Below are 25,362 nucleotides of genomic sequence, written 5' to 3'. Positions count from 1 at the left end.
CATTAAAACTCCAAATTGATCCCTGGTAAATCAAGGGCGATTTCAGTAACTTCATAAGTCAAACGATTCAGCATATTTAAGCAAGGACGAGCTAGTTCTTCCACTTCTTCTTTGCTGAATTCGCTTGGCTCGTTGACTAAACGATTGTGAATGTGGTTGATTTGGGTAATGGTCCCGCTGATGACAAAGCCATCAAAGACAATCATATAGGTCAAAATAACGATTAAAGAGGTTGTCTTTAACTCTGTATCGCGTTGAATCAATTGAAAGTTGACGTCTACTTTTGTCTCGGGAGTACCATTTTCTTTTTCCCATTCAAAGTTACGAGCATCATAATGATACTGGCTGACAAATTCTTTTTCACGTTGAATATCCATACTTGTTCTCCTAAAAATAAGCGTTATGAAAATTATACCATAAATTAAATCAAGATTCTATTGCAGAACCATGACTTTTCACTCTGTTTTCTATCAAAAAAACAAGAAAGTAGAGCCCACTCAAGTACTGCGTCTTGCCCGACAATACAAAGACAATTGAGAGGCTAGAACTTTTGTCCCAGCCTCTTTTATGTATATTTAGTTTTTAGGTTTGCGAAGCAAGCCGAACAAGATACCACTTACAACTGCACCGATCAATACAAATAAGATGTAAAGAAGTGGATTTGAAGTAAGGGCGATGACGAAGATTCCTCCGTGAGGAGCCATCAGTTTCAAACCTGCAAGACCAACAAGGGCACCTGTCAAGGCTGAACCTGCGATGAAACTTGGGATAGCACGAGCTGGATCAGCTGCACCAAATGGAATGGCACCTTCTGTGATGAAGGAAAGACCCATAACAATGTTTGTCAAACCAGAATCGCGTTCTTCTTGTGTGAATTTATCTTTGAACAAGACGGTTGCCACAAATACTGCCAATGGAGGAACCATACCAGCTGCCATAACGGCTGCCATCACAATAGAACCACCTGAAGCAACAGTTTCAGCAAGTGTACCTGTAGCGAAGACATAAGCGGCTTTATTAACTGGTCCACCCATATCGACAGCCATCATACCGCCGACGAGAAGTCCAAGAAGGACAGCTGAGCTACCTGACAAGCTTGAAAGGAAGTTGTTAAGACCAGTATTAATAGCAGCCATTGGAATATTGATGAGGAACATCAAGAAACCTGTCAAACCAACACCAAGTAATGGCAAGAGAAGGATTGAACGGATCCCATCGAGTGAGCGTGGAAGGCCTGCAAGAGCTTTGCGAAGGAAGAGAACGACTCCACCTGCAAGGAAACCACCAACCAAAGCGCCAAGGAAGCCAGATGATACGGCTGCTGGTAATTCACCTTTAGCAGCACCGAAAGCGATGTTACCAAAGGCTGACCCTGAGCTAGCAATAGATCCTGCAATAAACCCTGCTACAAAACCAGGTTTTTCAGCGATGGAGAATCCAATGTAACCTGCAAGTACAGGAAGCATAAAGCCAAAGGCTGCACCACCGATTGTTTTAAATTGAGCTGCTAATTCATGGTATGAACCAAGTTGAGACAATTGATCTTGAGGAACTCCAAGAATTTGGTCAATCAAGAAGGCAAGGGCGATCAAGATCCCACCACCGATAACGAATGGAAGCATTTGAGAAACCCCACTCATCAAGTGTTTATAGAAGGCTCCACCCAAGCTCAATTTTTCTTGGCTAGCGCTAGCTTCTGCTGCATTTTCAGCGTGGAAGACATCTGCTTTGCCATCTAAGATGGTTTGGATCAATTCTTCTGTCTGGCGGATACCGGCTGCGACTGGTTTAGAGATCAATTTTTTGCCATTGAAACGAGCGGTTTCAACTGCCTTATCAGCAGCAATGATCACCCCTTCAGCTTTAGCGATTTCTTCTGCTGTCAAGCGGTTGCCGACGCCTGATGCACCATTTGTTTCAACGCGGACCGTAACACCCATTTCTTCACCTTTTTTGATGAGGGCGTCTTCCGCCATGTAAGTGTGGGCGATACCTGTTGTACATGCTGTAACAGCAACGATCAGTGGTTTGTCAGATGAAGCTGCTTCTTTGACAGCTTCTGCTTTTTTCGCTTCCTCAGCTGCAGCTTCTTGCTCTTCTGCGTTGAAAACTGCGATCACTTGATCAGGAGTGCTTGCTTGGCGGAGTTTGTCTGCAAATCCTGGTTTCATCAAGTACTTAGACAATTCAGCAAGAGCTGCCAAGTGAGTATCGTTTGCCCCTTCTGGAGCTGCAATCATGAAGAACAAGTCAGTTGGTTGGCCATCAAGTGATGCGTAATCTACACCCTTGTTTGATTTTGCAAACAAGACCGTTGCTTCTTTTACAGCTTCGTTTTTGCTGTGAGGCATAGCAATCCCTTCGCCCAAACCAGTGGAAGTTTGCGCTTCACGATTCATGATCCCAGTCTTGAAAGTTTCAAAATCTGTCACCACACCATTGTCGACGAGCGATTGAATCATTTCATTGATCACGCCCTCTTTGTCTGTTGCTTGAAGGTCAAACAACATCACGTTTTTATTTAAAACGTCTTGAATTTTCATAGTTTTTCTACCTCTACTTTTTCATATGTTTCTTTAATGTAGTCCGCTGTTGCCAAATCATCTGAGAAGGTGGTCGCAGTTCCACAAGCCACGCCCCATTTGAAGGCTTCGATGACATCTCCTGTCGTTGCGAGCTTTCCAGTGAAACCTGCTACCATGGAATCTCCAGCTCCGACTGAGTTCTTCACCTGTCCTTTAATAGGTTTTGCGAAATAAGTACCACTTGGACTAACCAATAGAGCTCCATCACCCGCCATGGAAATAATGACGTTCTGTGCTCCTTTCGCCAAGATTTCTTTGGCGTAGCGTTCAATTTCTGGCAATTCCGTCAAGGTTACGCCAAAAATATCTCCCAACTCATGGTTGTTTGGTTTGACCAATTGGGGATTGAACTCCAAGGAGTCAATCAAGGTTTGGCCTTCAAAGTCACAAACGACTTGCGCACCTGTCACACGGGTTGCTGCAATTAGTTCCTTGTAAATGGCATTTCCAAGTGAAGAGGGGGCAGAGCCTGCAAAGACTACCACATCATCTGCTGTCAAGTTGGATAGGATACTGAGCAGTTCTTGCAACTGACCTTCTGTCACTTCTGGACCATTGCCATTGATCTCTGTCTCCTCATCGGCTTTGATCTTGACATTGATCCGGGTGTCTTGGTCCACGGTCACAAAGTTAGTTGAAATAGCTTCGCTTGTTAGCACGTCTTCGATAAAGCGTCCTGTGAAACCACCGATAAACCCAGTTGCTGTGTTCTCGATATCGAGTCGCTTCAAGACACGACTGACATTGATTCCCTTACCACCGGCGAATTTATCTTCCGAAGCCATCCGATTGACCGCCCCTGTCTCTACATGATCGAGACGGACAATATAGTCAATGGCAGGATTCAGTGTTACTGTATAAATCAAACCTCTATAACCTCCGTTTTCTCTTTTAATTTAGAAAGGATTTCCGTATCCGAAGTATTAGTAATAATGGTTGCTCTCTTAACCGGAGCTACCTTGACAAAAGATGTCCGTCCAAGTTTCGACGAGTCTAGAAGAATATAAGTATTCTTTGCATTCTCTAGAATGGCACGTTTGACGGCCCCCTCTTCAAGATCCGGTGTGCTATACGACTCTAGGTCTACGCCATTCATTCCAATAAAAGCTCGATCAAAGCTCAACTGGCCGATTTGATTCAAAGCCATTCCTCCGATGCTAGCGTCAGTCGAAGTCTTGACCATCCCGCCGATGATGACCGTTGGAATGTCTCTCTCTACTAAACTAGCTGCATGGTGAATGGAATTGGTCACAACTGTAACGGTTGGATTGGCCAATTCATGAACCAATAATTCATTGGTGGTTCCTGCATCGATAAAGACAACTTCAAAATCTTTGATCAATTCTGCTGCTTTTTTTGCAATGGCAGATTTTTCTTGCACGTTTTTGATTGCTTTATCTTTATTGCTTTCTTCTTCCTGCAAGGAATGAAGACTTTCAGCTCCACCGTGAATTCGTCTCAGTTTATTCTCTGCTTCTAATTCATCTAAATCGCGTCGAATGGTTGATTCCGAAGAGTTTAACTCTTGAACCAAATCCTCAATAGAGACGATTCGCTCTTTGATAACCTTTTCTAAAATGATGTGTTTTCGTTCAGATTTTAACATACAAGCTCCTTTCGGAAACGATTACAAGGACTATTATACTCTATTATCTTTCAAAGTCAAGCACTAAATATCATTTTCTTTCATTTTCTATCATTTTTTCTATCAATTTCTATCACTCTCTCTTTTAAACTCAGTATTTGACCATTAATCATAGACCTGTGAATCCTTCTAAAAATCTTCAATCCCTACTTCTTATAAAAAAAAATAAGAAGGTATCACTTGGATACCTTCTCATTTTTCATTTGAATAATCTTTCTTACATTGGAAGTGATTATCTATTATGAACATTATTTATAATTGTAAGCCCAGTAATAGTAACCATCTCCGTTTACAACTGCTGCTACTGCTCCTTCAGTTGCGTTTGGATCTAGTAACAATTCACGCAAGCCACTATTGAACCATTTTGTTGCCACAGTTGCTGGGTTTTCTTCACGACGAGCTACAAATCCAGTGCTATCGTACTGTCTTGAGATTTGGTTTGCTTTTGGAAGAGCCAGATTGTTGTAGACATCATCAGACCAAGTCAATTCTTTCAAACCTTGAGCTTTTCTTAGTTCATTGATTTTGGCAAATGCTTCTTTTGCCTTATCTAAAGAGATATAATTGGTGTCGTCTGTCGCTTCCACACGGAATACGAATTTCACATAGCCGAATTCAACGTCTTTGTATTCTTTTTCATCTACACCACTCTTCAAATTGGCAATCAAGACATAGTCTTTTGCCCATGGGTTTTCTTTTGATTGTTCAAAGAGTTCAAGGTCTTCGATTTCCCATTCTACTTTTGCATCCCATCCAGCATTGTCAATGAACTTAGGATTCATTTTCTTAATGACATAGTCCTTAAACTCTTCGACGTTTTTAAACGGTAAAGGTTGGCCGGCTTTGACTGTTTCCACCACGTTGGTAGAGTATAGTTTCACGCTTGAGTCGCGATCGCTATAAGCATACTCGTCATCTTTTGCATCTTCGTGGAATTTTGGATCGATGGCAGGGTCAGTTGGATCAGTCATACCTTGAAGTTTCCATTTTCCATCAATCCACTTCCAGTACGCAGAATATCCTGTAGCTTCAGTATCAGATGGTACATAGTAGTAATGAGTTGTCCCATCAAAGTAATAGTTCTTATCACTACGCAAAGCAGCTGATCCAGGCTTACCAGGTGGGTAGACCAACTTAGGAACACGTCCGTTTGGTGCCCAAGGAAGGTGTTCTAATCCTTCTGCTGGTTTTTCAACATATGGTGGAATTTGGTTTTCACTTGGCTGGTCTGTTGTTACCAAACCATCATTACCAGGTAATTCAGGTTGAACCGGCACTTCTGGCTTCGGATCCGCTGGATTCTCTGGAGTTGGAGTGAATGGATCAAACTCACCATCTGCACCTACAAATGGAGGATTCTCAGGGAAGACCAAGTTACCAGTATCTTCTGGTGTAGCCGGTTCTGAAGGTTCCACCGGTTGGTCTGGTTTATCAGTTGGGTTTGGTTCCTCTGGTGTTGGGGTAGGATTTGGAGTAGGTGTTGGAGTATCCGGCGTTACAGGGTTTTCTGTTTCGCTAGAATTTTTTACGAATACCCATTTACCATTCTCATAGTAATAGTAATCCCCATTCTCTAATAAATAATAATGGTAACCATTCTCATAAAGGTAATGCGGGTCGTTGGCTAGATTATTTCTAGAGTTATTACGATTGGTCAACGGTTGCCACTGACCATTGCGGTAGATCCGGTAAGTACCGTCACTCATGCGATAGTAGTGATTACCATTCCAGTAGATGTAGTTTTCATCACGTGTGAGATTGTTGTAGCCATAGTAGTTATTCCAATTGTTATAACCATAGTTATAGCCGTAATTTCCATAGTTATAGCCGTAATTACCATAGTTATAGCCGTAATTACCATAGTTATAGCCGTAATTACCATAGTTATAATTGTTGTAACCATAGTAATAATCATAATTATTATACCCATAGTTATAGTTGTAATTATTATATCCATAGTTACTGTAGCTTGGGGTATAGTAGCTATAGGCATAACGACTTGTATTCCAGCTATAGCTTTCAGCTTGAACGTTTGACGCAGCAAAAACTGGAACTGCTACAGCAGAGGCCAAGATAGCCCGAGTTACATATCTATATTTTTTATACATATCAATAATCTCCATTAGGATAGTATTATAAATAAAAAGGATGAAAACACCTATGCATAAGTTTAATTTGGCTGTTTTTCCAGTTTATATAGGGTTTGAGAGCTCCTGAATGAGATATTCATTTATTTCTAAGGCCTATTTTTAAAATGAACACTTAAGTCAGATTCACACATATTTTTGTCTAAAAAACTGATAACAACAGCATATTTAGTATCGACACTTTTTCTTCCTTTGTGAGAATTATAACACAGAAAGTTTTGAATAGCAAATAATTTGAGAACCTTCTTATTTTACTCATAGAACTATACTCATTCTTTATACAGCTATTATTTACTTCATTTTTAGCCTTTCAAATGGTATGGTTATAAAGGATAAAACAATAGGATAGTATTATACTATTGTTTTAGAAGAGCAGATTAGGCTTCACGCCTATGTAATTTTTTGCTGTTTCTACAATCATCTAGAATATACAAAAAGAGAGAACGAATTCGCTCTCTCTTTTAAGAAGTTGCTAGATGACATTTTTACAGCTATTGATCTTTTTTAAACCCAAGTCCTCGGAACCATTTGGATAAGCCTTTTTTACTCTTGTGTACTTCTCTTCCTGCAACTTCTGGTAAGTCATCTTCGACTTGTAACGGATACTCTGTTTGACTAGAATCAGCTAGAGAAATTTGTGCCTGATCAATTGCTTCCTCCTCTTCTGCTACTGCAGTTTTTTCTCCGTCCTCACTTGACTGAATCTTCTCTATTCGATTTCTAAAATCACTAGCTTCTTTTTGATAAGCCATAAAGGTTTCAAACTCTGCCTCAAATTGTACTTTTTTCTCCTCGACTTCAGTTTTAGCAGAGGCTACCAAGGCTTGCGCATCTACTAGCAATTCAGATGCATCGGTGAACAACTTTAGATGCCCTTTGACTTGTGCTAATTGATTTTTTGCAAGTTGAAGTTGTGCCTGTGCTCCTTCAAGCTTAGATGCAGTCTCTCTCGCTGCATTTTGTAAAACTTCTAATTGCTTTTTATCTTCCTCTAGTGCTAAAATGGCATTTTTCAAGGCCTCTTCTTTGGGGATAATCGCTCCCTGTATACGAGCTCGTGAAACTGCCAGTGAACTTGCTGCTTCCTTGGTCTCTGTTGACGCAGCTCGCCATTTCTTCATCGCTAAAGCTAGCTTGTTTTGAGCACGCGCTAATAGTTGCTCATGACTTGCAAGAGAAGTCTTGACATCGAATAAATGACCAGAAAGGATATTGATGCGGGATTCTTGATTTGTTCTTTCAACTTTTAGACTCTCCAAAGCATTTTTGACAGTCTTTACATCTGCTTTTGTCGTCCTTGCATTGGCAACGTTTCTCACCCACTTTGTCAGTTCTCCACTGCTATAAAGGGGGGATGACTCTTCAAAGAAAGCTACTTGAGATACCTCTAAATCTGGATCATAGGCAACTGAAATGGCCTTATATTGATTCCCCATCATTTGGACATAGTGTCCAATCTTAGCAAATAACTCCTCTCCCACTTTCTTAGAGATTTGGCTAGGATCTAGTTGACTTTCATCTATTGGTAAACCGTATTGATGAGCAATTTGATGATACAGTTCCTTTTCACTATACCAGAAGGCAACAGCCTCCCTAGGCCGATAGCCCCAAGCAATCAATTCATTCTCTTGCCAGTTGGACAGGGCTTGTCCATGGTTTTGATGATAGTGCGTTTGAAGTTGACTAACCGGTAATTGATAAGGAGCGACTAAGAGCTCACCTAAACCTGCCTGGCGACGGTACTGATTAATGGTATCTACAATTTCTAACGCTTTTAGGACGTTATCTAATCTAGTGGCCTTTCCACCTGTCAGCTGGTCCTCTACACGCCCACGATGATAAAGCGACATAGCTTCAACAGCACCTTGGTCACCAGCCTTGGCCCACTCCTCTAACAAAGTCTCATAGCTTGTCTGTTGAAGATTGATTGGACTAGCCATGGCCGCTTCACGGACTTTTTCTAACTCTACTAATTTTTGGGAGATTTGATAAGTTAATTTTTCAACTTTTTTCTGTACTCCCGCAATTTCGCTGGAAACTTGCTTTAAGACATAGGGCGCTTTGGATTGAGTTTCTGTCAGATTTAGCACTAAGGTTTGAGCTATTTTTAATTCGTTTTGCGCCTGCTCCTCTTTTAGCTGTGCCTGTGCTAATACTGCCTCATCATTCTGGATGGGTTGTTTGGCTTTTCTTAATTCATTTCCTGCGATATCAACAAGTAACTGCTGGGCAGCAATTTTATTCTCTTGACTCTTTATGGCAGAACGAACTTGACTATCAGCCTCACTTGCTTGGCGTACCTTTTCTTGTTCTAGAGTAACAACTGCCTCAGCAACCGCAATTTCATTTTCAGTTTTGCCAAAGGATGTTTGATTGGATTCTTCAATCATCGTTTCAGTTGTCTCTAGGTTTGCTTCAGCAGCTTCCAGACCTGATTTGGCGACATTGTATTCAGATTGAGCCTGGTTCAGCCGTAACCGTTGGTCTTCGACTCTTTTTTCAGCTTTTTGCAATTGGTCATGTAAGATATTTTTATCCATAAAACTTGAATCCATTTCAGTCACATCCGTCGATTGCTGATCGGCAGGATCGTTCTGGACAATCTCTTCAGCCTGTGCCTTATGGCCGGACAAACCTGAAAAGAGGGTTGTCGCTGCGACACCCGTTGTAAAGACTGATTTTCCTATTTTTTTGCCCATTGCAAACACCACCAACACTTTTTCATATCTGTTATCTCTCCATAAGGATACCACATTTTGTTACCAATAACTAGTAGGATGAGGAAGATTTTTTCTATTAATTTTAGGGCAAAAGAAAAACAGCAAATGCTGTTATTCTTCTTGTTTAATTTGCTCCAACATCTTCTCTTCTTCTGGAGTCAAGTCATAGTTTTCAAGCAGGTCTGGACGACGCTCTAGTGTCTTTTTCAAACTCTGATAGAGACGCCATTGACGGATATTTTCATGATGCCCACTCATGAGGACATCTGGAACTGTCATCCCTCGATATTCATAGGGCCGTGTGTATTGAGGGTATTCTAGAAGGCCGGACGAGAAACTATCATCCTGGTGGCTGGACTCTTTTCCGATCACTTCTGGAATCAAGCGTACTGTCGCATCAATCATGGTCATAGCAGCTAGCTCACCACCGGTTAAGACATAGTCTCCAAGAGAAATCTCATCTGTCACCAGGGACTTGATCCGCTCATCGTAGCCTTCATAGTGGCCACAGATAAAGATCAATTCTTCTTCTTGAGCTAACTCTTCTGCATAACCTTGATCAAAAGTCCGCCCAGCTGGATCTAGTAAGATCACGCGCGGATTCTTTTTCTCAATGGCATCAAAGGCATCGAAGATCGGCTGCGCACGTAAGAGCATGCCTTGCCCGCCACCATAGGGTTCATCATCCACGTGTCGTGCCTTCTCTGCATTTTCGCGGAAATTATGGTAGTTAATCTCAAGGAGTCCCTTTTCACGCGCCTTTCCGACGATGGAGTGCTCCAGGGGTGAAAACATCTCTGGAAAGAGGGTTAAAATATCAATCTTCATCGTCTAACCCTTCCAAGATATCCACATCCACCCGATTTCCTGGGATATCAATATTGAGGACTACTGGTGGGATATAAGGCAAGAGAAGGTCGCGTTTTCCTTTGCGCTTCACCACCCAAACATCATTGGCACCCGGTTGAAGGATCTCCTTAATCTGACCGATGAGTTGGTCATTTTCATAAACATCAAGGCCAATGATCTCGTGGTAGTAAAACTCGCCCTCATCCAAATCAGTCAAGGCTTCTTCGGCAACCTTGAGGCTAAAACCCTTGAATTTTTCAATGGTATTGATATGGTACATATCTTTAAACTTGATGATATCGAAGTTCTTGTGCTTGCGGTGACTGGCAATAGTCACCGTTTGGACAAACTGATCCTTCTCATCAAAGAGAGCCAACTCTGCTCCTTTTTTAAAGCGCTCTTCCGCAAAGTCTGTCACAGACAAGACCCGCATCTCACCCTGCAAACCCTGCGTATTGACGATTTTCCCAACATTAAAATAATTCATTTTATTCTTTACATTCCTCTTTTGATTAATTTATCTCTAAAGTTCTCTAATAAGAGTTGCAATTTTTTCCGATTCTGACCAGTGTAGATAGTGGTGGTTTCCACCTAGAATGAGTTTTGTATTAGAATTCCAATATTCTGAATCTCTGTACTCTTTTTCTCTGTACGCCTGACAAAATACGAAAACAGGAATATTATCTGCTAAGGACAAACTATCAAAATCTTCAGCAGTAATATTTACAGATATCTGAAATCCAGGAACTTGCTTTTCCAATTCTAAGCCTTTTTCTTCCATCAATCCCCAAATCAGTCTATCGGTTTCAGGTTCAAATGTTGCTTGAGTTAGTCCCTTAAAATATTTTTCCTGACCACATTCTTCAATCATCCTGATTTGCTCTTCCATTTCTGGATAAGGATTTTTTGAAAAATCAGCAAACATTATATTTTTTGTTGTTGGTTCAATTGCTATCAATGCTTGACACTTAATTGGTTTACTCATCAACTTTAAAGCCAAAACACCACCTAAACTATGAACACATAGTATATAATCAGAAATTTCCAATCCTTTCAGAATTTCGTATACCGCTTCAACAAGATTATCCAAATTAATTCCTGTTTGACTATGAATCGGACTCCTACCTGTATTCGGAAAATCAATCGTAAGGTAACCTATTGAGGAAGGAAGTTTTTCAAGTATTGGTAGAAAATTTTCATAACTCGGTATCAAACCAGCACCATTTAAACAAACTAGAACTTTATTTCTCTTTTTATAAGTAACAGAGAAACAACCAATCTTTGTAGTTACTTCAAATCGGTTCATATCAAAACAACTCTTTCTAAACAACAATTCACTTAACAACCTTACGTTTTATTTTATCACGTTCAAAGGATTTTCTCAAATGGACTTCCCACCCAGAAACTGCTCCAAAACCTTTCCTTGCAACAAAAAAACGGGACAGAGTCCCGCCTTTTATTTTTCGTCAATAACGATTCTTACTTTTTTATCTTCAGTTGGGACAGAGTAGACAATCGTTCTTATCGCAGAAATGGTGCGACCTTTCCGACCGATCACTCGACCAACATCGCTAGGATCAAGGTCAAGGTGGTACTCCAAGAATTCAGGAGTATCTTCGATCTTGATGGTTAAGGTATCCGGTTGTGAAATCAAAGGTTTCACAATTGCAATAATAAGATTTTCAATCGTATCCATACATCAACCTACTTTATGATTATTTTGAGAATTTAGAATCGTGGAATTTCTTCAATACACCTTCTTTTGAAAGGATGTTACGAACTGTATCTGAAGGTTGAGCTCCATCAGCCAACCATGCAAGAACGCGATCTTCTTTCAAAGTTACTTGGTTTTCTTCAACAAGTGGATTGTAAGTTCCAACTGTTTCGATGAAACGACCATCACGTGGTGAACGTGAATCTGCTACGTTGATACGGTAGTAAGGTTTTTTCTTAGAACCCATACGAGTCAAACGAATTTTAACTGCCATTTTTATAATTCTCTTTTCTATATTTTAATTTTCGGTGAAATAGACAAGCTATTTAGCACATGATCTATTATAACACATTTTAAAGACCTGTCAAGAAAAAAACTTGACACTATTAAAAATTTTTTTATTCGATCTCAAAGCTATAAGATTCAGCCTTTGGGGAATTAGATTCAATCACATAGTTTCCAGAAGGAAGTCCGCTTACATCCAAGCGCTTCCCTTCAAATTCTTTAGAGAGAGATGTCACTGTGATGGTAAAGGAAAAGCCCTTAATTTGGCGGTAGTTAGCATAATCCAAGGTCAGAATCCCTCGAAGATCTGTTTCTCCAGCTTTTTCAGCAGCTAGTAAGTCTGTTGCCAATTGATTTTCGAAATCGGGATTATCGATTGGGAACTGAAGACGAACCTCGCTTACCTCTAAGCCCTGTTTACGAAACTCTTCTTTTATTTCCTGAGTCAGTTTTTGAAAACCTTGGGATTCAGCGAAGGCTCTTTCGAAAAATGGTGCAACAAGCCAGCTTTTGGAATGGTAAGCTAGCTCTTCTGCTGTGTCATAGTTTTTCCCACCTTCTTCTTTGGATAGATGAGTCGCATAGGGAAAGTCAAACTGAACCATTTTTCCCTCAACCCTTTCTTGATAGCTATAGGCATATTTAGTCGACATCCCATGGAGTTGAGCTGCTTTAAAACTTAGGTCTCCTTTAAATCCCGCTTCCTGATAAAAGCCAGAAATTTGCTCTTGGATTTCTTTTTCTTCTTGATTAGTAAAATAAAATAGAAAACAAATTAAGAGAGCGACCACTGTGGCGAATGCAAGAAGCAGATAGCGAAGCCATCTTTTGATGGTAACCCTTATTGATTTAAATTTATTCATTCCACCATGATACCAAAAAACTAGCTTAACAGCTAGTTTGAAATAAGTTTTTACTTAAGGATATCCAGTAACGCTTGATAGTCAGCAACGACATATGTCGGTACTGCTGGACTGGTATTTTCTTTGTGATCCGGATTATACCAGACGGTATCAATCCCCGCAGCATTGCCCCCAGCGATATCCGCCGTCAAAGAATCCCCTATCATAAGAGCTTGCTCCTTGGTAAAACCAGGGATCAAGTTACCGATCTTTTCGTAAAAGGCCACTTCCGGTTTTTGAGTCCCTAATTGTTCAGAGATAAAGATTTCTTTGAAATAAGGGGTAATTGCTGACTGCTTCAAGCGCCCTTGCTGAATGGCAGTAACACCATTGGTAGCCCCATAGAGTTGATAGCCCCTTTCTACCAACTCCGCCAGCAAAGCTTCCGCTCCTGGGAAGCTCAGTCCCTGTTGGCTAATATAATCCTGGTAGCGCAAAGCCATCTCTTCACCATCTACCTGTCTTCCAAAATGAGCAAAGGCAATCGCAAACCGGCTGTTAATCAAGTCTTTTTTGCTAATTTTCTTTTGTTCCAAATCTTTCCAGAGCCCTTGGTTCATAGGTTTGTAGTAATCCTTAAAGACTTGAATATCTTGAACTCCCTGGTCCTTAAGAAATTGCGTTAAAGCCACTTCCTCCGCTGTATCAAAATCCAACAAGGTGTGGTCTAGGTCAAATAGTAAAAATTTATACATGCTTACAAACGGTCCTTCAATTTTTCTACAAATAAATAGGCTGCTGGGCAAGTGAGAGTATTCTTGATGGTCAAATGATTGATCTGGTAGATCTTCTTGCGGTCTGTATGAGGAAACTCTCGACAAGCTTTAGGCCGAACATCGTAGATCGAACAGAGATTGTCGCCACCCAAGAAAGGGCAAGGCATGGATTTAAAAACCTTATCTCCATCTTCATCGACTTGAAGAAATTCAGCCTCAAAAGCAGGAAGTTTCATTTTGAAATACTTAGCGATGCGGGTGATATCCGCTTCCTTAAAATCTGGCCCTAGGGTCTTACAGCAATTGGCACAGGCGGTACAATCAATTTCTTGAAAGACTTCATCGTGAATCTCTTGCGCTATTTTATCTAGATTTTTAGGGGGCTTCTTTTTCAGATTCGCCAATACCTTGCGATGCTCCTTTTGCTTTTGGAGCGCTAACTGATGGTATTTTTCTAAGTCAATTTCTTGAGTCATAAACTACTTTCTAATTGCTAAATGGATAAGAGCATTATACCATAGAGGCCGTAAAAAAGGGAGTGGGACAGAACTCCGACAAATTTAAAGAGGTTGAAAAGGTTCCCCAAACCTTTTCAATCTTCCCACCCCCGCATAGCTCCAACAGTCTGGGAGACTGTTGGAGGTTGCAGATAAAGGAAACTTCGTTTCACTCATTAGGTTATCTTTGGAGCTAAAAAGCGAACAAAGATGCCAATCAACCACTGCGTCATGTAGTTATTTCTATTAAACATTAATGACTGAATAGTTTAAGCCAAACTCTCACTTGATTAATCCGTCACGGCACCTGTTCCATCAAGGCTCCAAGTGTCTTCTACATAGGAGGTTAATTGAGCTAATGTTTTTTCATCTCCAAGACAGGCAATGTAATACAACTTCCCATCTATTTGAAAAAACCAGCAAGTAACATATCGACCCGACTTAAGAAACATGTTTAATTGGATAGCTACATTTCCTCCAACTTTGCTAGTAGATCTCCACGATTTTACTACTTTATTTATTTCGTTCAAGTCATTCTCAAATCTTTGAGCCATCACTTCATTAAAATCTTCTTCTTCGGCGACACCCGCTCTTTCTCTAGTAGTAGCGTTCAAAATAATCGCATTATCCACGCTTTTATCTGAGTATTGGATATTATCTCCACCTTCTTCATTTGTATATTTTACCCAGTCACTTGGAATATTGACATACCCTTGATCTGCTGATCCAATTCGTTTCGTTTCTGCGAAACTCTTATCATTATCTGATATTTCTTCCTTTACCTTGCTACTTGATTTTGTTGTTTCTTTTGCCACATTCGTGGAACTAGATGGTGCTGACGATTTACTAGACTCTTTCTTTGGACTAGTACAAGCAAAGAGACTGACAACAGACAAAAACGTAACTGACGCCAGTAAGAACTTATTTTTCATCTTTCTCTCCTCTATGATAGATTATATACACTACTCTAACATCTTATACTCTATTTTAAAAGGACCAGTTTAATTTCTTACCAAAAAAAGAACTAATTCAAACTGACGAACTGTTTGAATTAGTCCCTGCTTTCTTAAGGATATACAACCTGAGAGATTCTTTGCTAACCAGGTTGTAAGAAGTTAATTGTTCCAAGAAATAGAACTTAATGACTGCGTCCAAATCTTATTCTATCATGTATTGAAAATTGGTGATAATGAAACCAACTTCCTCACGAATGCATTAGGCTTTTGGACCTTTCTCATCCAAACTCCAAGTTTCCTCAATGTATGGAATGAATTGAGCCAAGGTCTCTTTATCTCCTTCAAAAGACATCAAGTATACCTTATCATCCTTTTGGAAGACCCAAGTAATGAGGTACTGTCCAGATTTAAGGATAATATTCAGCTGCAAGGCTTCATTCCCTGAGACAGTGGTTGTAGCTCCCCACATTTTCTCTACTTCTTTATTGTCTTTCCAATAGTAAGCAATACGGTTCGCAATCAACTCTGCGTTGAAGACTTCTCCTTCACCGACATTCGCTTTCTCTTTGGTATACCCGTTCATGGTTACGATATTATAGGCACTACCATCCGTAAATTGAATGCTATCTCCACCGTCTATGTCTGTAAATTTAATCCACTTGCTTGGAATATCGATATAGCCATAATCAGCAGAACCAACCCGTTTGGTTTCGACAGTACTCTTGGTATCATTCGATGATTTTGACTCCACCTTGCTAGAGGTCTTTTTACTAGAGGATTTTTTGCTCTTTTTTACCACCTCAGTGGAACTAGATTCAGATGACAACGGTTTTCTAGACTCTTTTTTAGGAGTGCTACAAGCCACAAGAGCAAGAGCTGACAAGACCGAAACGGTCGCTAGTAGGAACTTATTTTTCATCTTTTCTCTCCTTTGTGATGGATTTTGATACCTCTAGTTTAACATGTTCTACTTAGATTTGAAAGCGCTATTTGTCTAACCCGATAGAAAAACGCCCCTATCGGGACGTTCGATTTGTTCTATAATTTCAGAGAGAAGTTTATTCCTCATCCATTGATAAGACAGACAAGAAGGCTTCCTGCGGTACTTCCACCGAACCGATAGCTTTCATCCGTTTCTTACCAGCTTTTTGTTTTTCAAGAAGCTTGCGTTTCCGTGAGACGTCCCCACCATAACACTTGGCCAAGACGTTCTTACGAAGAGCCTTGATATCTGTACGGGCTACGATCTTATGACCGATAGCTGCTTGTATGGGCACTTCAAACTGTTGACGAGGGATAATCTTCTTGAGTTTCTCAACAATCAGCTTACCACGTTCATAGGCAAAGTCCTTGTGAACGATAAAGCTGAGGGCATCGACGGTATCCCCATTGAGGAGGATATCCATCTTGACTAGTTTAGATGGACGGTATTCAGACAACTCATAGTCAAAGCTTGCATAACCACGAGTAGAGGATTTCAATTTATCAAAGAAATCAAAGACAATTTCCGCTAGTGGGATTTGATAGATGACATTGACCCGATTTTCATCGATGTAGTCCATGGTTACAAAGTCCCCACGTTTGCGTTGGGCTAATTCCATCACAGCTCCGACAAACTCTTGTGGTACCATGATTTGTGCTTTAACATATGGTTCTTCAATCGAAGCGATCTTGGTTGGATCTGGAAACTCAGATGGGTTGGACACATCCAGCACTTCTCCATCTGTCAAATTGACCTTGTAGATAACTGACGGTGCTGTCATGATCAAGTCAATGTTGAACTCGCGCTCCAAACGTTCTTGGATAACATCCATGTGAAGGAGACCCAAGAAACCACAACGGAAACCAAAACCAAGGGCTTGAGAAGTCTCAGGTTCAAATTGAAGACTGGCGTCATTGAGTTGTAACTTTTCCAGTGCTTCCCGAAGATCATTGTATTTGTTGGATTCGATCGGGTAAAGACCAGCAAAGACCATTGGGTTCATTTGCTTATATCCATGAAGAGGCTCAGCTGCTGGATTAGTAGCCAAGGTCACAGTATCCCCAACACGAGTATCCGCAACCGTCTTAATAGAGGCTGCAATATAACCAACATCACCAGTCGCAAGGAAGTCACGACCCACTGCTTTAGGAGTAAAAATCCCAACCTCAGTCACATCAAAGGTCTTACCATTACTCATCAACTGGATGGTGTCGCCTGGCTTCACTAGGCCATTGACCACACGGACTTGAAGAATGACTCCCCTGTATGGGTCGTATACCGAGTCAAAGATCAAGGCTTGCAATGGAGCGGCAACGTCCCCAGTAGGTGCTGGAACTTTCTCGACGATTTGTTCCAAAATCTCTTCAATCCCAATACCAGCCTTGGCAGAAGCTAGGACTGCCTCACTGGCATCCAAGCCGATCACATCTTCCACTTCTGTCCGCACACGTTCTGGATCTGCAGCTGGTAAGTCAATTTTGTTAATGACTGGCAGGATCTCCAAATCATTGTCCAGTGCCAGATAAACATTGGCTAGGGTCTGCGCCTCAATCCCTTGAGCAGCATCGACTACTAAAATCGCCCCTTCACAGGCTGCGAGCGAACGAGAAACCTCATAGGTAAAGTCCACGTGTCCTGGTGTGTCAATCAAGTGGAAGATATATGTCTCCCCATCTTTAGCCGTATAGTTCAACTCGATGGCATTGAGCTTGATGGTAATCCCACGTTCCCGTTCTAGATCCATGCTATCTAGGAGCTGAGCTTGCATTTCCCGACTAGAAACGGTCTCGGTTTTCTCTAAGATTCGGTCCGCCAAGGTTGACTTTCCGTGGTCAATGTGGGCGATAATCGAGAAGTTCCGAATCTTCTCTTGTCGTTTCTTTAATTCTTCTAAATTTGGCATAATCATCTTCCTAGTAAAATTAATCGTACTCTTCATTATAACAAAAAAGATAGGCCTTTGCCTATCTTAATTCATTATTTTCAAAAATCGCTTCTGCGTTCTATTTCCCTCATAGCCTATTCGTTCGTAAAAAACATGGGCTTCTTTTCGATGAGAGGTAGAACTCAAACGAATAAAGGCATAGTTATGTTTTTGAGCAAGAGCTTCAATTCGCTCCATCAACTGCCGACCGATCCCACATCCTTGGGCAGAAGGGAAAACAGCAAGTCCTAAAACATTTAAACCAGGATCGCTATATATACTCTCATAGGCTTCAGCTTCGACATAACCAAGAATATTGCCTGTTTGGTCATCTTCGTATACAAAGCAAAAGTGACCCGAGTCTGGCTCATTAAATTTATCGATCTGAGCTGCTACTTTCTCAAGGGTCGAATCATACTCCAATGCTTGGTGGCACAAATCTCGAATTTGACCTGCATCTTTAACTTGAACGGTACGAATCATACTTCACCTCCATGAAGTCTTTTTTATTTATTCTATGCCTTATCCCTAAAAAAATCAAGCATTAAAAATATGTTAACAGATTATTGAATCATACTATTTAATTCGAATTGAAATAATTAATTAACAATAAAGGATTTCTATTTACTTTTTCGATTTAATTCGCTATAATGAATTGTAATGTAAAAGGAGGTGAAGCTCTTGGCAAGAGGACGTGGAAAAGCAAGCCCACAGGATAAAGAGGCTTTGCGCATTATTTCCGAAAAAATAAGAGAACTATTAAAGGTTCAAAATAAGAAACAGGTCGATTTATCTCGTACAACTGGTATTCCAGCTAGTACCTTGACGGGCTATGTTAAAGGAACTTCTCTCCCAGTTAGTGAGAACTTAGAAAAGATTGCTAGCTTCTTTGAAATTCCTATTTCTGATCTAGACCCACGTTATGGTCAACCAGATACCTTGGAGGATTCTAAGATTGAGTTTATCTATAAGCAACTAGATGAGGATTTTCAAGACTCTCTCTTAGAGGAAGCCAATCGCTTATTGGTTTTACAAGCGGAGCGCAAGCGTATTGAGAAGAAATATACACCCTATACAGTCTTTGACAGTTATGCTGCGAGTCAAAGTGCTTCTAAGGGAGATTTAGTTTGGTTTGATCAAAAACTAGCCTATGATTTAGCACTTTGGATTCATACTGACTCGCTAGAGCCAAAATATCCAAAGGGATCTGTTGCCTTAATCAAGCAAACTTTCTATGATACTGCTGGTGCCATCTATGCTATCGAGTACGATGGGCAAACCTTGATCAAGCGTGTCTTCCGTGAAGCCCAAGGAATTCGTCTTGTTTCGCTTAATAAAAAGTATAGTGACAAGGTCATCCCGTTAGAGGAGGAACCAAGAGTGATTGGGAAAGTCATTGCTAGCTTTCTACCTGCTAAGGAGGATGAGTTATGATTCGATTGATTGCTATCGATTTAGATGGGACTCTTTTGTCACCAGATAAAACCATTAGCCCTGCTAATCGGCAGGCTCTTTTAGACGCTGAAGCCGCTGGCGTACACGTCGTCATTTGTACGGGACGTCCCCTATCTGGTGTTCGTCCAATCTTTGAAGAGATTGGCTTCAAAAGTAACCACTCCTACTCTGTGATTAATAACGGCTGTACCACTGTCAAATCTTCAGATTGGTCTGTCATTACCTATGATGCCTTATCTGAAGAAGATTTGGTTTATCTCGATCAGTTGACGCAGGAGATCCATCCTCAATTAAGTTTATTCGATTTAAATCGCTATATCATTTTGAATCAGGAACCTTCCGAAATAGCCATAATGGATGCCGGTATTGTTTCTACAGTACCCGTACCACTTGGCTTAGAAGAAGTCCTTGAGGCACAACCAATTTTCCAAGGGATGTTTATTGATCAGAAAGAACAGATTGATGCCTTTCAAGTGACCTATGAAGAAGCATTGTCCCAGCGCTTCCACACCATTCGCTCCCAACCGATCCTATTTGAGATCCTTCCTAAGGGAGTAAATAAAGCTACCGGCTTAAAGGCTTTGGCTGAACACTTAGGAATTCCAAGACAAGAGGTTATGGCTATCGGCGATGAGAACAACGATATTGAGATGATTGAGTACGCAGGTCTTGGAGTAGCTATGGGCAATGCTCCAGATGCTATCAAAGCCTTGGCTGATGTCACAACAACTTCTAACGAAGAAGACGGCGTCGCCACTGCTATCAAGCGCTATGTTTTACAAGCACAGAACTAGAAAAGGAAAAACAGATGAAATACCCAACATTACTAGAACGATTTTTAACCTATGTCAAAGTCAATACTCGATCTGATGAGACTTCAACAACAACTCCTAGCACACCATCACAAGTAGAGTTTGCAAAGAATGTGCTACTTCCTGAAATGGAAAGAGTTGGACTGCAAAATGTTTATTATCTTCCAAACGGTTTTGCTATTGGAACTCTTCCAGCAAATGATCCAAGTCTCACACGAAAGATTGGCTTTATCTCACATATGGATACAGCTGATTTCAATGCGGAAAACATCAGTCCCCAAGTTATCGAAAACTATGATGGTGGCACTATTGCTCTTGGTGATTCTGGTTATTCACTAGATCCTGCTGACTTTGCTAACCTCCACAACTACAAGGGACAGACTTTGATCACTACAGACGGTACGACCCTGCTTGGTGCTGATGACAAATCAGGGATCGCTGAAATCATGACAGCCATTGAATACTTGACTGCACATCCTGAAATCAAACATTGTGAAATTCGAGTTGGTTTTGGACCTGACGAAGAAATTGGGATTGGAGCGGACAAATTTGATGCAGAAGACTTTAATGTTGATTTCGCTTATACTGTAGACGGTGGGCCTCTTGGTGAATTGCAATACGAAACCTTCTCTGCTGCAGGCGCTGAAATCACCTTCAAAGGGCGTAATGTTCATCCAGGGACCGCTAAGAACCAAATGGTCAATGCACTTCAGTTAGCAATTGACTTCCACAATCAACTCCCTGAAGAAGACCGACCTGAAAAAACGGATGGCTACCAAGGTTTCTACCACTTGATGAATGTGGATGGAACTGTTGAGGAAGCTCATGCTAGCTACATCATTCGTGACTTCGAGACAGAGAATTTCGAAGCTCGTAAGGCAAAGATGGAAGAGATTGCAAACAAGATGAACCAAGAACTTGGTGCAGAAAGAGTCCTTTTGACTCTTAAAGACCAGTACTATAACATGAAACAGGTAATCGAGAAAGATATGACACCTGTCAACTTGGCTAAGGAAGTTATGGAAGATCTGGACATCACACCTATTATCGAACCAATCCGTGGTGGTACAGATGGGTCTAAGATTTCCTTCATGGGTATTCCGACACCAAATCTCTTCGCTGGTGGCGAAAATATGCATGGTCGCTTTGAATACGTCAGTCTTCAAACTATGGAACGTGCAGTTGATACCATTATCGGTATTGTTAGCCATTCCTAATTCACTATATTGTTCAAAAAAAAGCTTCGGTTACGGTAACCGAAGCTTTTTACATCCTTTTAATCCATGTATTCTACCCTAGCAAACTGTCCATCGATTTGACTCTGGTAACTTTCATAAACAGAAAGAGGAATTCGTAAGCAGGCATGAGCCACTTGGCCAACGAAAGGTAGATTACTAAGAAGGGCTACTTTTCTTCCAGCTTCCTTCTCTATTCTCAAACGTTCAATGATTTGTAGAATCCTTCTAGGTTCGTCTTGAGATCCTCGATCAACCAACAATGTCCAGTCACTCCAATCTGATGCCTCGTCGTCTCCAAAAATAGAACTAAAGAAGGTCACTCCTTCTCCAACTTGCCCAAATCCAGCAGTTAAATCCAAAGGGTGAAACTTTAAAGAATGATTTGTTTGGGGCTGTTCTTGTCTCTCGTACAAGTAGATATTATACAAAAACTGGAGATAGAAAGGATCCATTCGACTCAGGTCACTTACTTCTTCCATTTCGAAGCCTCTATGGAAAGCCTCTAAGATTGATGAGAAACGATAGGGCATCCGTTTGGCAATCCGTTGAATCAATTCATCGTCAGAAACATCCTTCAGAATATTCTTAGGCCACTGATCCGAACCGAAATTTTCAACAGCTTGCTGATAGGCTTCTTCTAGACTAGTTCCAAATCCATAAAGAGCACCGATTGAATGAATCTGAGTATTGAGGACTCTTGAAACTTTCTCAATTGGAAAGACAGGGAGTTTAAAGAGAATACGATCTAGAGTGGGTTCAAATAGGGCTGTCAGACCCTTCATGGTAGGGTGAGGAAGATCTAACAGATGGTCGCCTAATTTTAAGCATAGAGCCTGGTGGTAGATCGAATAACCCAAAGCCATCGACATGGTCGAGAAAGAATCTGATGCAAAAGGATTGACCTCAAGAATATAAAATTGGTAACTCTTTGGATCTAGCGCAAACTTGATAGATGTCGCTCCAACCAATCTCAAATGGCGTACAATAGACAAAGCTGCCTCTCTCAATGCCTGGTGCTCTGTATCCGTCAAGGTCAGACTAGGGATGACTTGATAGGAATCACTGGAGTGGATCCCCACCGGGTCGACACTTTCAATATTACCCGCAAGATAATAATTATCCTGGCGATCTCGGACGACGATGTATTCCAACTCCTTGAAGCCAACTGTCGAGAACTCCAACAAACACTGGCCTTGTGGCGACACTTCTAGCCCATTTTCAACAGCATCACATAGATCATCCAAGTTATTAGCGATCCGACGACCTTGCCCATGCTTGCTGGCAAGTGGCCAAACAACAATTGGAAATTGGATCTGTTCCGAAAACTCAATGGCCTCTCTGACTGTTGAAACCAAGGAAGAGGAAGGAACTTGATAACCCAGATCCTGTAAAAATGACTTTTGGTCTGCCTGATGATAAAAAGTTCGGTACTGCCTAAGCGAAGTTCCTAAAATACGAATTTTATGCTCTTTAAGAAATCCGATTTCCTCCAATCTGAATAAAAGCCCAAGAAGTTGCTTATCCGCAAAAGATAACAGTAGATTCTTTGTTTTCGACGCTAGAAGAGCACCTTTCAGACTGTCTAACTTTAAACGGATGACTCTAACAGCTTCCCCTGCTTCTTTGGTGATACCATTCTCGTCTCCACAATAGAGGATTTCAGTATGGTAGCCACGTTCTTTTAATAAGGGACAAGAAGTGAGTGCTCCGAGCAAACTGACATCGTTAAAAGATTCTGCACACAAAAGCGTTACTTGATTCATGACCATATCTCCTCCCTTCTTTCGTCCGATTTACTTTCAATCAGATCCATAAATTCATCATAGAAATAGAGACTTTCCCTTGGTCCTGGACTGGACTCAATATGGTAGAGGACACCAATTAAAGGAAGGTAGCGATGACGAAAGGCTTCAATAGAGTGATCATGAAGCTCCTCATGCGTGATCAGAAAATCACGTGGAAGAGTATCGCGTTCGATGTTGTACTGATGATTTTGGCTAGTGATTTCGACTTTCCCGGTAGCAACCTCTTTTACAGGAATGTTGAGTCCTCGATGAGGACTTTTTAGTTTGGTGAGGCTTCCTCCGTGGGCAAGGGCCAGTAATTCTGCCCCCAAGCCGATCCCCATGATCGGAATATGTGGATCGATATTAGCAATAACCTGGCAAATACTATCAATATGATGGGGATTCCCTGGACCACTGGACAGAATGATCGCATCCGGCTGGAGATCCTTCAATTCTTTCAATTTAACGGAATAGGGAACAACTGTTACATTACATCCTCTCGCGATTAATTGACGTAAAACGGAGTGGCGTAAGCCCAGGTCGATTAAGACAATACTCTTACCAAACCCTGGTGCAGCATAAGGGGTTTTAGTCGATACTTGACGGACTTGGTCAAAAGGCAAGACGGTTGCCCGAAGTTGATCTAGGATATGCTCAATCGCATCCCCTTCATTAACCACTGTAGCCTTCATGCTTCCATGTTCTGTAACAATTTTAGCCAGCTTTCGAGTATCCACTCCTTGAATCCCTGGAATGTTGTGTTTTTTCAGGTAAGCATCTAAGGACAGCTGTTTGCGCCAATTACTTGGATGGCTTGCTAATTGGTGCACTACCACTGCTAGACAACCTGGAAAAATCGATTCATAATCATCTCGGTTAATCCCTGTTGTACCGATAACTGGAAATGTAAAGGCTAAAATTTGCCCCTTATAGGACTGGTCGGTGATCAACTCCTGATAACCCGTCATGGCAGAATTCAAGACCAATTCCCCACTAACATAGGTATCCGCTCCAAAACCAGTTCCTTCAAAAACCGTCCCATCTTCTAATACTAAGAGACGTTTTACCATAAATTCTCCTTACAAACTCCAAAAAGAAAAGTGAGAAAAGACCACCAGATTGTAGACCCTCTCACTTCTCCTTTCTTTTTTTACTCTATTATTTACGTCCAGCCAATACTGCTTCGATGATAGCCATGCGGACGAAGACACCGTTGGTCATTTGCTCCACAATGCGTGATTTAGGAGCTTCTACCAAGTGGTCGGCAATCTCCACATCACGGTTTACTGGAGCTGGGTGCATCAAGATGGCTGTGTCTTTCATACGATCATAGCGTTCTTGTGTCAACCCATGCAAACGATGGTAGTTTTCTTTTGAGAAGAGAGACTCATAGTCATGACGCTCGTGTTGAACACGGAGGAACATCATCACATCAACCTCTTCAATCACTTCATCGATGGTGACAAAGGTTCCATACTCTTCAAATTCTTCACTTCTCCATTCGTCTGGACCAGCGAAGTAAAGGGTTGCCCCCAAGCGTTTTAAGATTTGCATATTGGATTTTGCAACCCGTGAGTGATCCAAGTCACCAGCGATACAAACCTTCAAACCGTCAAAGTGACCAAACTCTTGGTAGATGGTCATCAAGTCTAGTAAACTTTGGCTTGGGTGTTGACCAGATCCATCGCCCCCGTTGACAATAGAGGCTGTAATGGTTGGGCTTTCAATCAATTCCTTGTAATAGTCTACTTCTGGGTGACGGATGACGCAGATATCGACTCCTAGAGCTGACATGGTCAAAATTGTATCGTAAAGAGTTTCACCCTTGTTTACAGAGCTCGTTTTCACATCAAAGTCAAGGAGATCACAACCTAATTTCAACTCAGCCACTTCAAATGCTTTGTGCGTACGTGTTGACGACTCAAAGAAGAGGTTAGCCACGATATGTTGCTCGTCATAATGAGCTTTTGCTCCATTTTTAAACTCAATCCCACGCTTAATCAAGGCCATAACTTCTTCGTTTGATAAAGCTTCCATTGAGACAAGGTTTTTAAGTGCGATTTGATTTGTAGACATGTTGTAACTCCATTCCAAAGATATGCATATGTGAAAACGATACAGGAAGCTCCCTCAGTCGCTCCTGTATAT

Annotated in this window: 24 protein-coding genes; 3 read left to right on the top strand and 21 right to left on the bottom strand. The window is 41.2% G+C overall.

Annotated elements, in window-relative coordinates:
* Positions 1-2 precede the first annotated feature (2 nt).
* From D7D50_RS07655 to D7D50_RS07565, 18 genes are all read right to left on the bottom strand, one after another.
* Positions 3-377 (bottom strand): DUF1149 family protein, encoded by a 375-nt coding sequence (locus D7D50_RS07655; protein WP_048788860.1) that lies wholly within the window; start codon positions 375-377, stop codon positions 3-5.
* Between the two features lie 198 nt (positions 378-575).
* The gene (locus D7D50_RS07650) at positions 576-2,543 is read right to left on the bottom strand and encodes a PTS fructose transporter subunit IIABC (protein ID WP_120701901.1); all 1,968 of its coding nucleotides are present in this window, start codon (positions 2,541-2,543) and stop codon (positions 576-578) included.
* A complete protein-coding gene (pfkB, locus tag D7D50_RS07645) occupies positions 2,540-3,451 on the bottom strand; it encodes a 1-phosphofructokinase (protein WP_120701900.1) in 912 nt (303 codons plus the stop codon). The genes D7D50_RS07650 and pfkB overlap by 4 nt, the downstream gene beginning before the upstream one ends.
* Positions 3,448-4,191, bottom strand: coding sequence for a DeoR/GlpR family DNA-binding transcription regulator (locus D7D50_RS07640; protein WP_023023334.1), 744 nt, complete (start codon positions 4,189-4,191; stop codon positions 3,448-3,450). The genes pfkB and D7D50_RS07640 overlap by 4 nt, the downstream gene beginning before the upstream one ends.
* A 287-nt stretch (positions 4,192-4,478) precedes the next feature.
* Positions 4,479-6,338, bottom strand: coding sequence for a CAP domain-containing protein (locus D7D50_RS07635; protein ID WP_120701899.1), 1,860 nt, complete (start codon positions 6,336-6,338; stop codon positions 4,479-4,481).
* 530 nt (positions 6,339-6,868) lie between these two features.
* Complete coding sequence (locus D7D50_RS07630) at positions 6,869-9,076, bottom strand: coiled-coil domain-containing protein (protein WP_120702347.1); 2,208 nt, start codon at positions 9,074-9,076, stop codon at positions 6,869-6,871.
* A 132-nt stretch (positions 9,077-9,208) separates the two neighbouring features.
* Positions 9,209-9,925 (bottom strand): tRNA (guanosine(37)-N1)-methyltransferase TrmD, encoded by a 717-nt coding sequence (trmD, locus tag D7D50_RS07625; RefSeq protein WP_023026860.1) that lies wholly within the window; start codon positions 9,923-9,925, stop codon positions 9,209-9,211.
* Positions 9,915-10,433: a ribosome maturation factor RimM gene (rimM, locus tag D7D50_RS07620; protein WP_023026861.1), complete on the bottom strand. Its 519-nt coding sequence runs from the start codon at positions 10,431-10,433 to the stop codon at positions 9,915-9,917. The genes trmD and rimM overlap by 11 nt, the downstream gene beginning before the upstream one ends.
* A 36-nt stretch (positions 10,434-10,469) precedes the next feature.
* Positions 10,470-11,252: an alpha/beta fold hydrolase gene (locus tag D7D50_RS07615; RefSeq protein WP_120701898.1), complete on the bottom strand. Its 783-nt coding sequence runs from the start codon at positions 11,250-11,252 to the stop codon at positions 10,470-10,472.
* Positions 11,253-11,402: 150 nt separating this feature from the next.
* Positions 11,403-11,642, bottom strand: a complete 240-nt coding sequence (gene kphA, locus D7D50_RS07610; RefSeq protein ID WP_120701897.1) for an RNA-binding protein KphA — start codon at positions 11,640-11,642, stop codon at positions 11,403-11,405.
* A gap of 19 nt (positions 11,643-11,661) precedes the next feature.
* Entirely contained in the window at positions 11,662-11,934 is a 273-nt protein-coding gene (gene rpsP / locus D7D50_RS07605) for a 30S ribosomal protein S16 (protein WP_006596292.1), read from the bottom strand.
* 124 nt (positions 11,935-12,058) lie between these two features.
* A complete protein-coding gene (locus tag D7D50_RS07600) occupies positions 12,059-12,808 on the bottom strand; it encodes a hypothetical protein (protein WP_120701896.1) in 750 nt (249 codons plus the stop codon).
* 50 nt (positions 12,809-12,858) lie between these two features.
* On the bottom strand, positions 12,859-13,542 hold the full coding sequence (gene pynA, locus D7D50_RS07595) for a pyrimidine 5'-nucleotidase PynA (protein WP_120701895.1): 684 nt from the start codon (positions 13,540-13,542) through the stop codon (positions 12,859-12,861).
* 2 nt (positions 13,543-13,544) lie between these two features.
* On the bottom strand, positions 13,545-14,039 hold the full coding sequence (locus tag D7D50_RS07590) for a YkgJ family cysteine cluster protein (RefSeq protein WP_009731114.1): 495 nt from the start codon (positions 14,037-14,039) through the stop codon (positions 13,545-13,547).
* A gap of 311 nt (positions 14,040-14,350) precedes the next feature.
* Complete coding sequence (locus D7D50_RS07580) at positions 14,351-14,992, bottom strand: hypothetical protein (protein WP_120701894.1); 642 nt, start codon at positions 14,990-14,992, stop codon at positions 14,351-14,353.
* A 283-nt stretch (positions 14,993-15,275) separates the two neighbouring features.
* Positions 15,276-15,935: a hypothetical protein gene (locus D7D50_RS07575; RefSeq protein WP_023023353.1), complete on the bottom strand. Its 660-nt coding sequence runs from the start codon at positions 15,933-15,935 to the stop codon at positions 15,276-15,278.
* A gap of 139 nt (positions 15,936-16,074) precedes the next feature.
* The gene (gene lepA, locus D7D50_RS07570; protein ID WP_120701893.1) at positions 16,075-17,901 is read right to left on the bottom strand and encodes a translation elongation factor 4; all 1,827 of its coding nucleotides are present in this window, start codon (positions 17,899-17,901) and stop codon (positions 16,075-16,077) included.
* Positions 17,902-17,967: 66 nt separating this feature from the next.
* Positions 17,968-18,405 carry a GNAT family N-acetyltransferase gene (locus D7D50_RS07565; protein WP_120701892.1) on the bottom strand — a complete coding sequence of 146 codons (438 nt, stop codon included), beginning with the start codon at positions 18,403-18,405 and terminating at the stop codon, positions 17,968-17,970.
* Positions 18,406-18,603: 198 nt separating this feature from the next.
* On the opposite strand from D7D50_RS07565, the gene D7D50_RS07560 reads away from it, so the two are divergent.
* Genes D7D50_RS07560 through pepT form a run of 3 tightly spaced genes read left to right on the top strand, consistent with a single transcriptional unit; the run spans position 18,604 to position 21,406 of the window.
* Complete coding sequence (locus D7D50_RS07560) at positions 18,604-19,356, top strand: LexA family transcriptional regulator (protein WP_023023357.1); 753 nt, start codon at positions 18,604-18,606, stop codon at positions 19,354-19,356.
* Positions 19,353-20,171 carry a Cof-type HAD-IIB family hydrolase gene (locus D7D50_RS07555; RefSeq protein WP_120701891.1) on the top strand — a complete coding sequence of 273 codons (819 nt, stop codon included), beginning with the start codon at positions 19,353-19,355 and terminating at the stop codon, positions 20,169-20,171. The genes D7D50_RS07560 and D7D50_RS07555 overlap by 4 nt, the downstream gene beginning before the upstream one ends.
* 14 nt (positions 20,172-20,185) lie before the next feature.
* On the top strand, positions 20,186-21,406 hold the full coding sequence (gene pepT / locus D7D50_RS07550; RefSeq protein ID WP_120701890.1) for a peptidase T: 1,221 nt from the start codon (positions 20,186-20,188) through the stop codon (positions 21,404-21,406).
* A 59-nt stretch (positions 21,407-21,465) separates the two neighbouring features.
* Here pepT and D7D50_RS07545 read toward each other — a convergent pair whose 3' ends face one another.
* The 3 genes from D7D50_RS07545 to D7D50_RS07535 form a co-directional block, all read right to left on the bottom strand.
* Positions 21,466-23,190, bottom strand: coding sequence for an ATP-binding protein (locus D7D50_RS07545; RefSeq protein WP_227877720.1), 1,725 nt, complete (start codon positions 23,188-23,190; stop codon positions 21,466-21,468).
* Positions 23,187-24,284 (bottom strand): carbamoyl phosphate synthase small subunit, encoded by a 1,098-nt coding sequence (locus D7D50_RS07540; protein WP_120701888.1) that lies wholly within the window; start codon positions 24,282-24,284, stop codon positions 23,187-23,189. The genes D7D50_RS07545 and D7D50_RS07540 overlap by 4 nt, the downstream gene beginning before the upstream one ends.
* A gap of 88 nt (positions 24,285-24,372) precedes the next feature.
* Complete coding sequence (locus D7D50_RS07535; RefSeq protein WP_023023366.1) at positions 24,373-25,290, bottom strand: aspartate carbamoyltransferase catalytic subunit; 918 nt, start codon at positions 25,288-25,290, stop codon at positions 24,373-24,375.
* Between the last annotated feature and the right edge of the window lie 72 nt (positions 25,291-25,362).

Source organism: Streptococcus koreensis, from assembly GCF_003627135.1.
Taxonomy (GTDB): Bacteria; Bacillota; Bacilli; order Lactobacillales; family Streptococcaceae; genus Streptococcus; species Streptococcus ilei.
The sequence above is the reverse complement of the archived record's forward strand: the minus strand, read 5'-3'. Positions and strand labels throughout refer to the sequence as shown.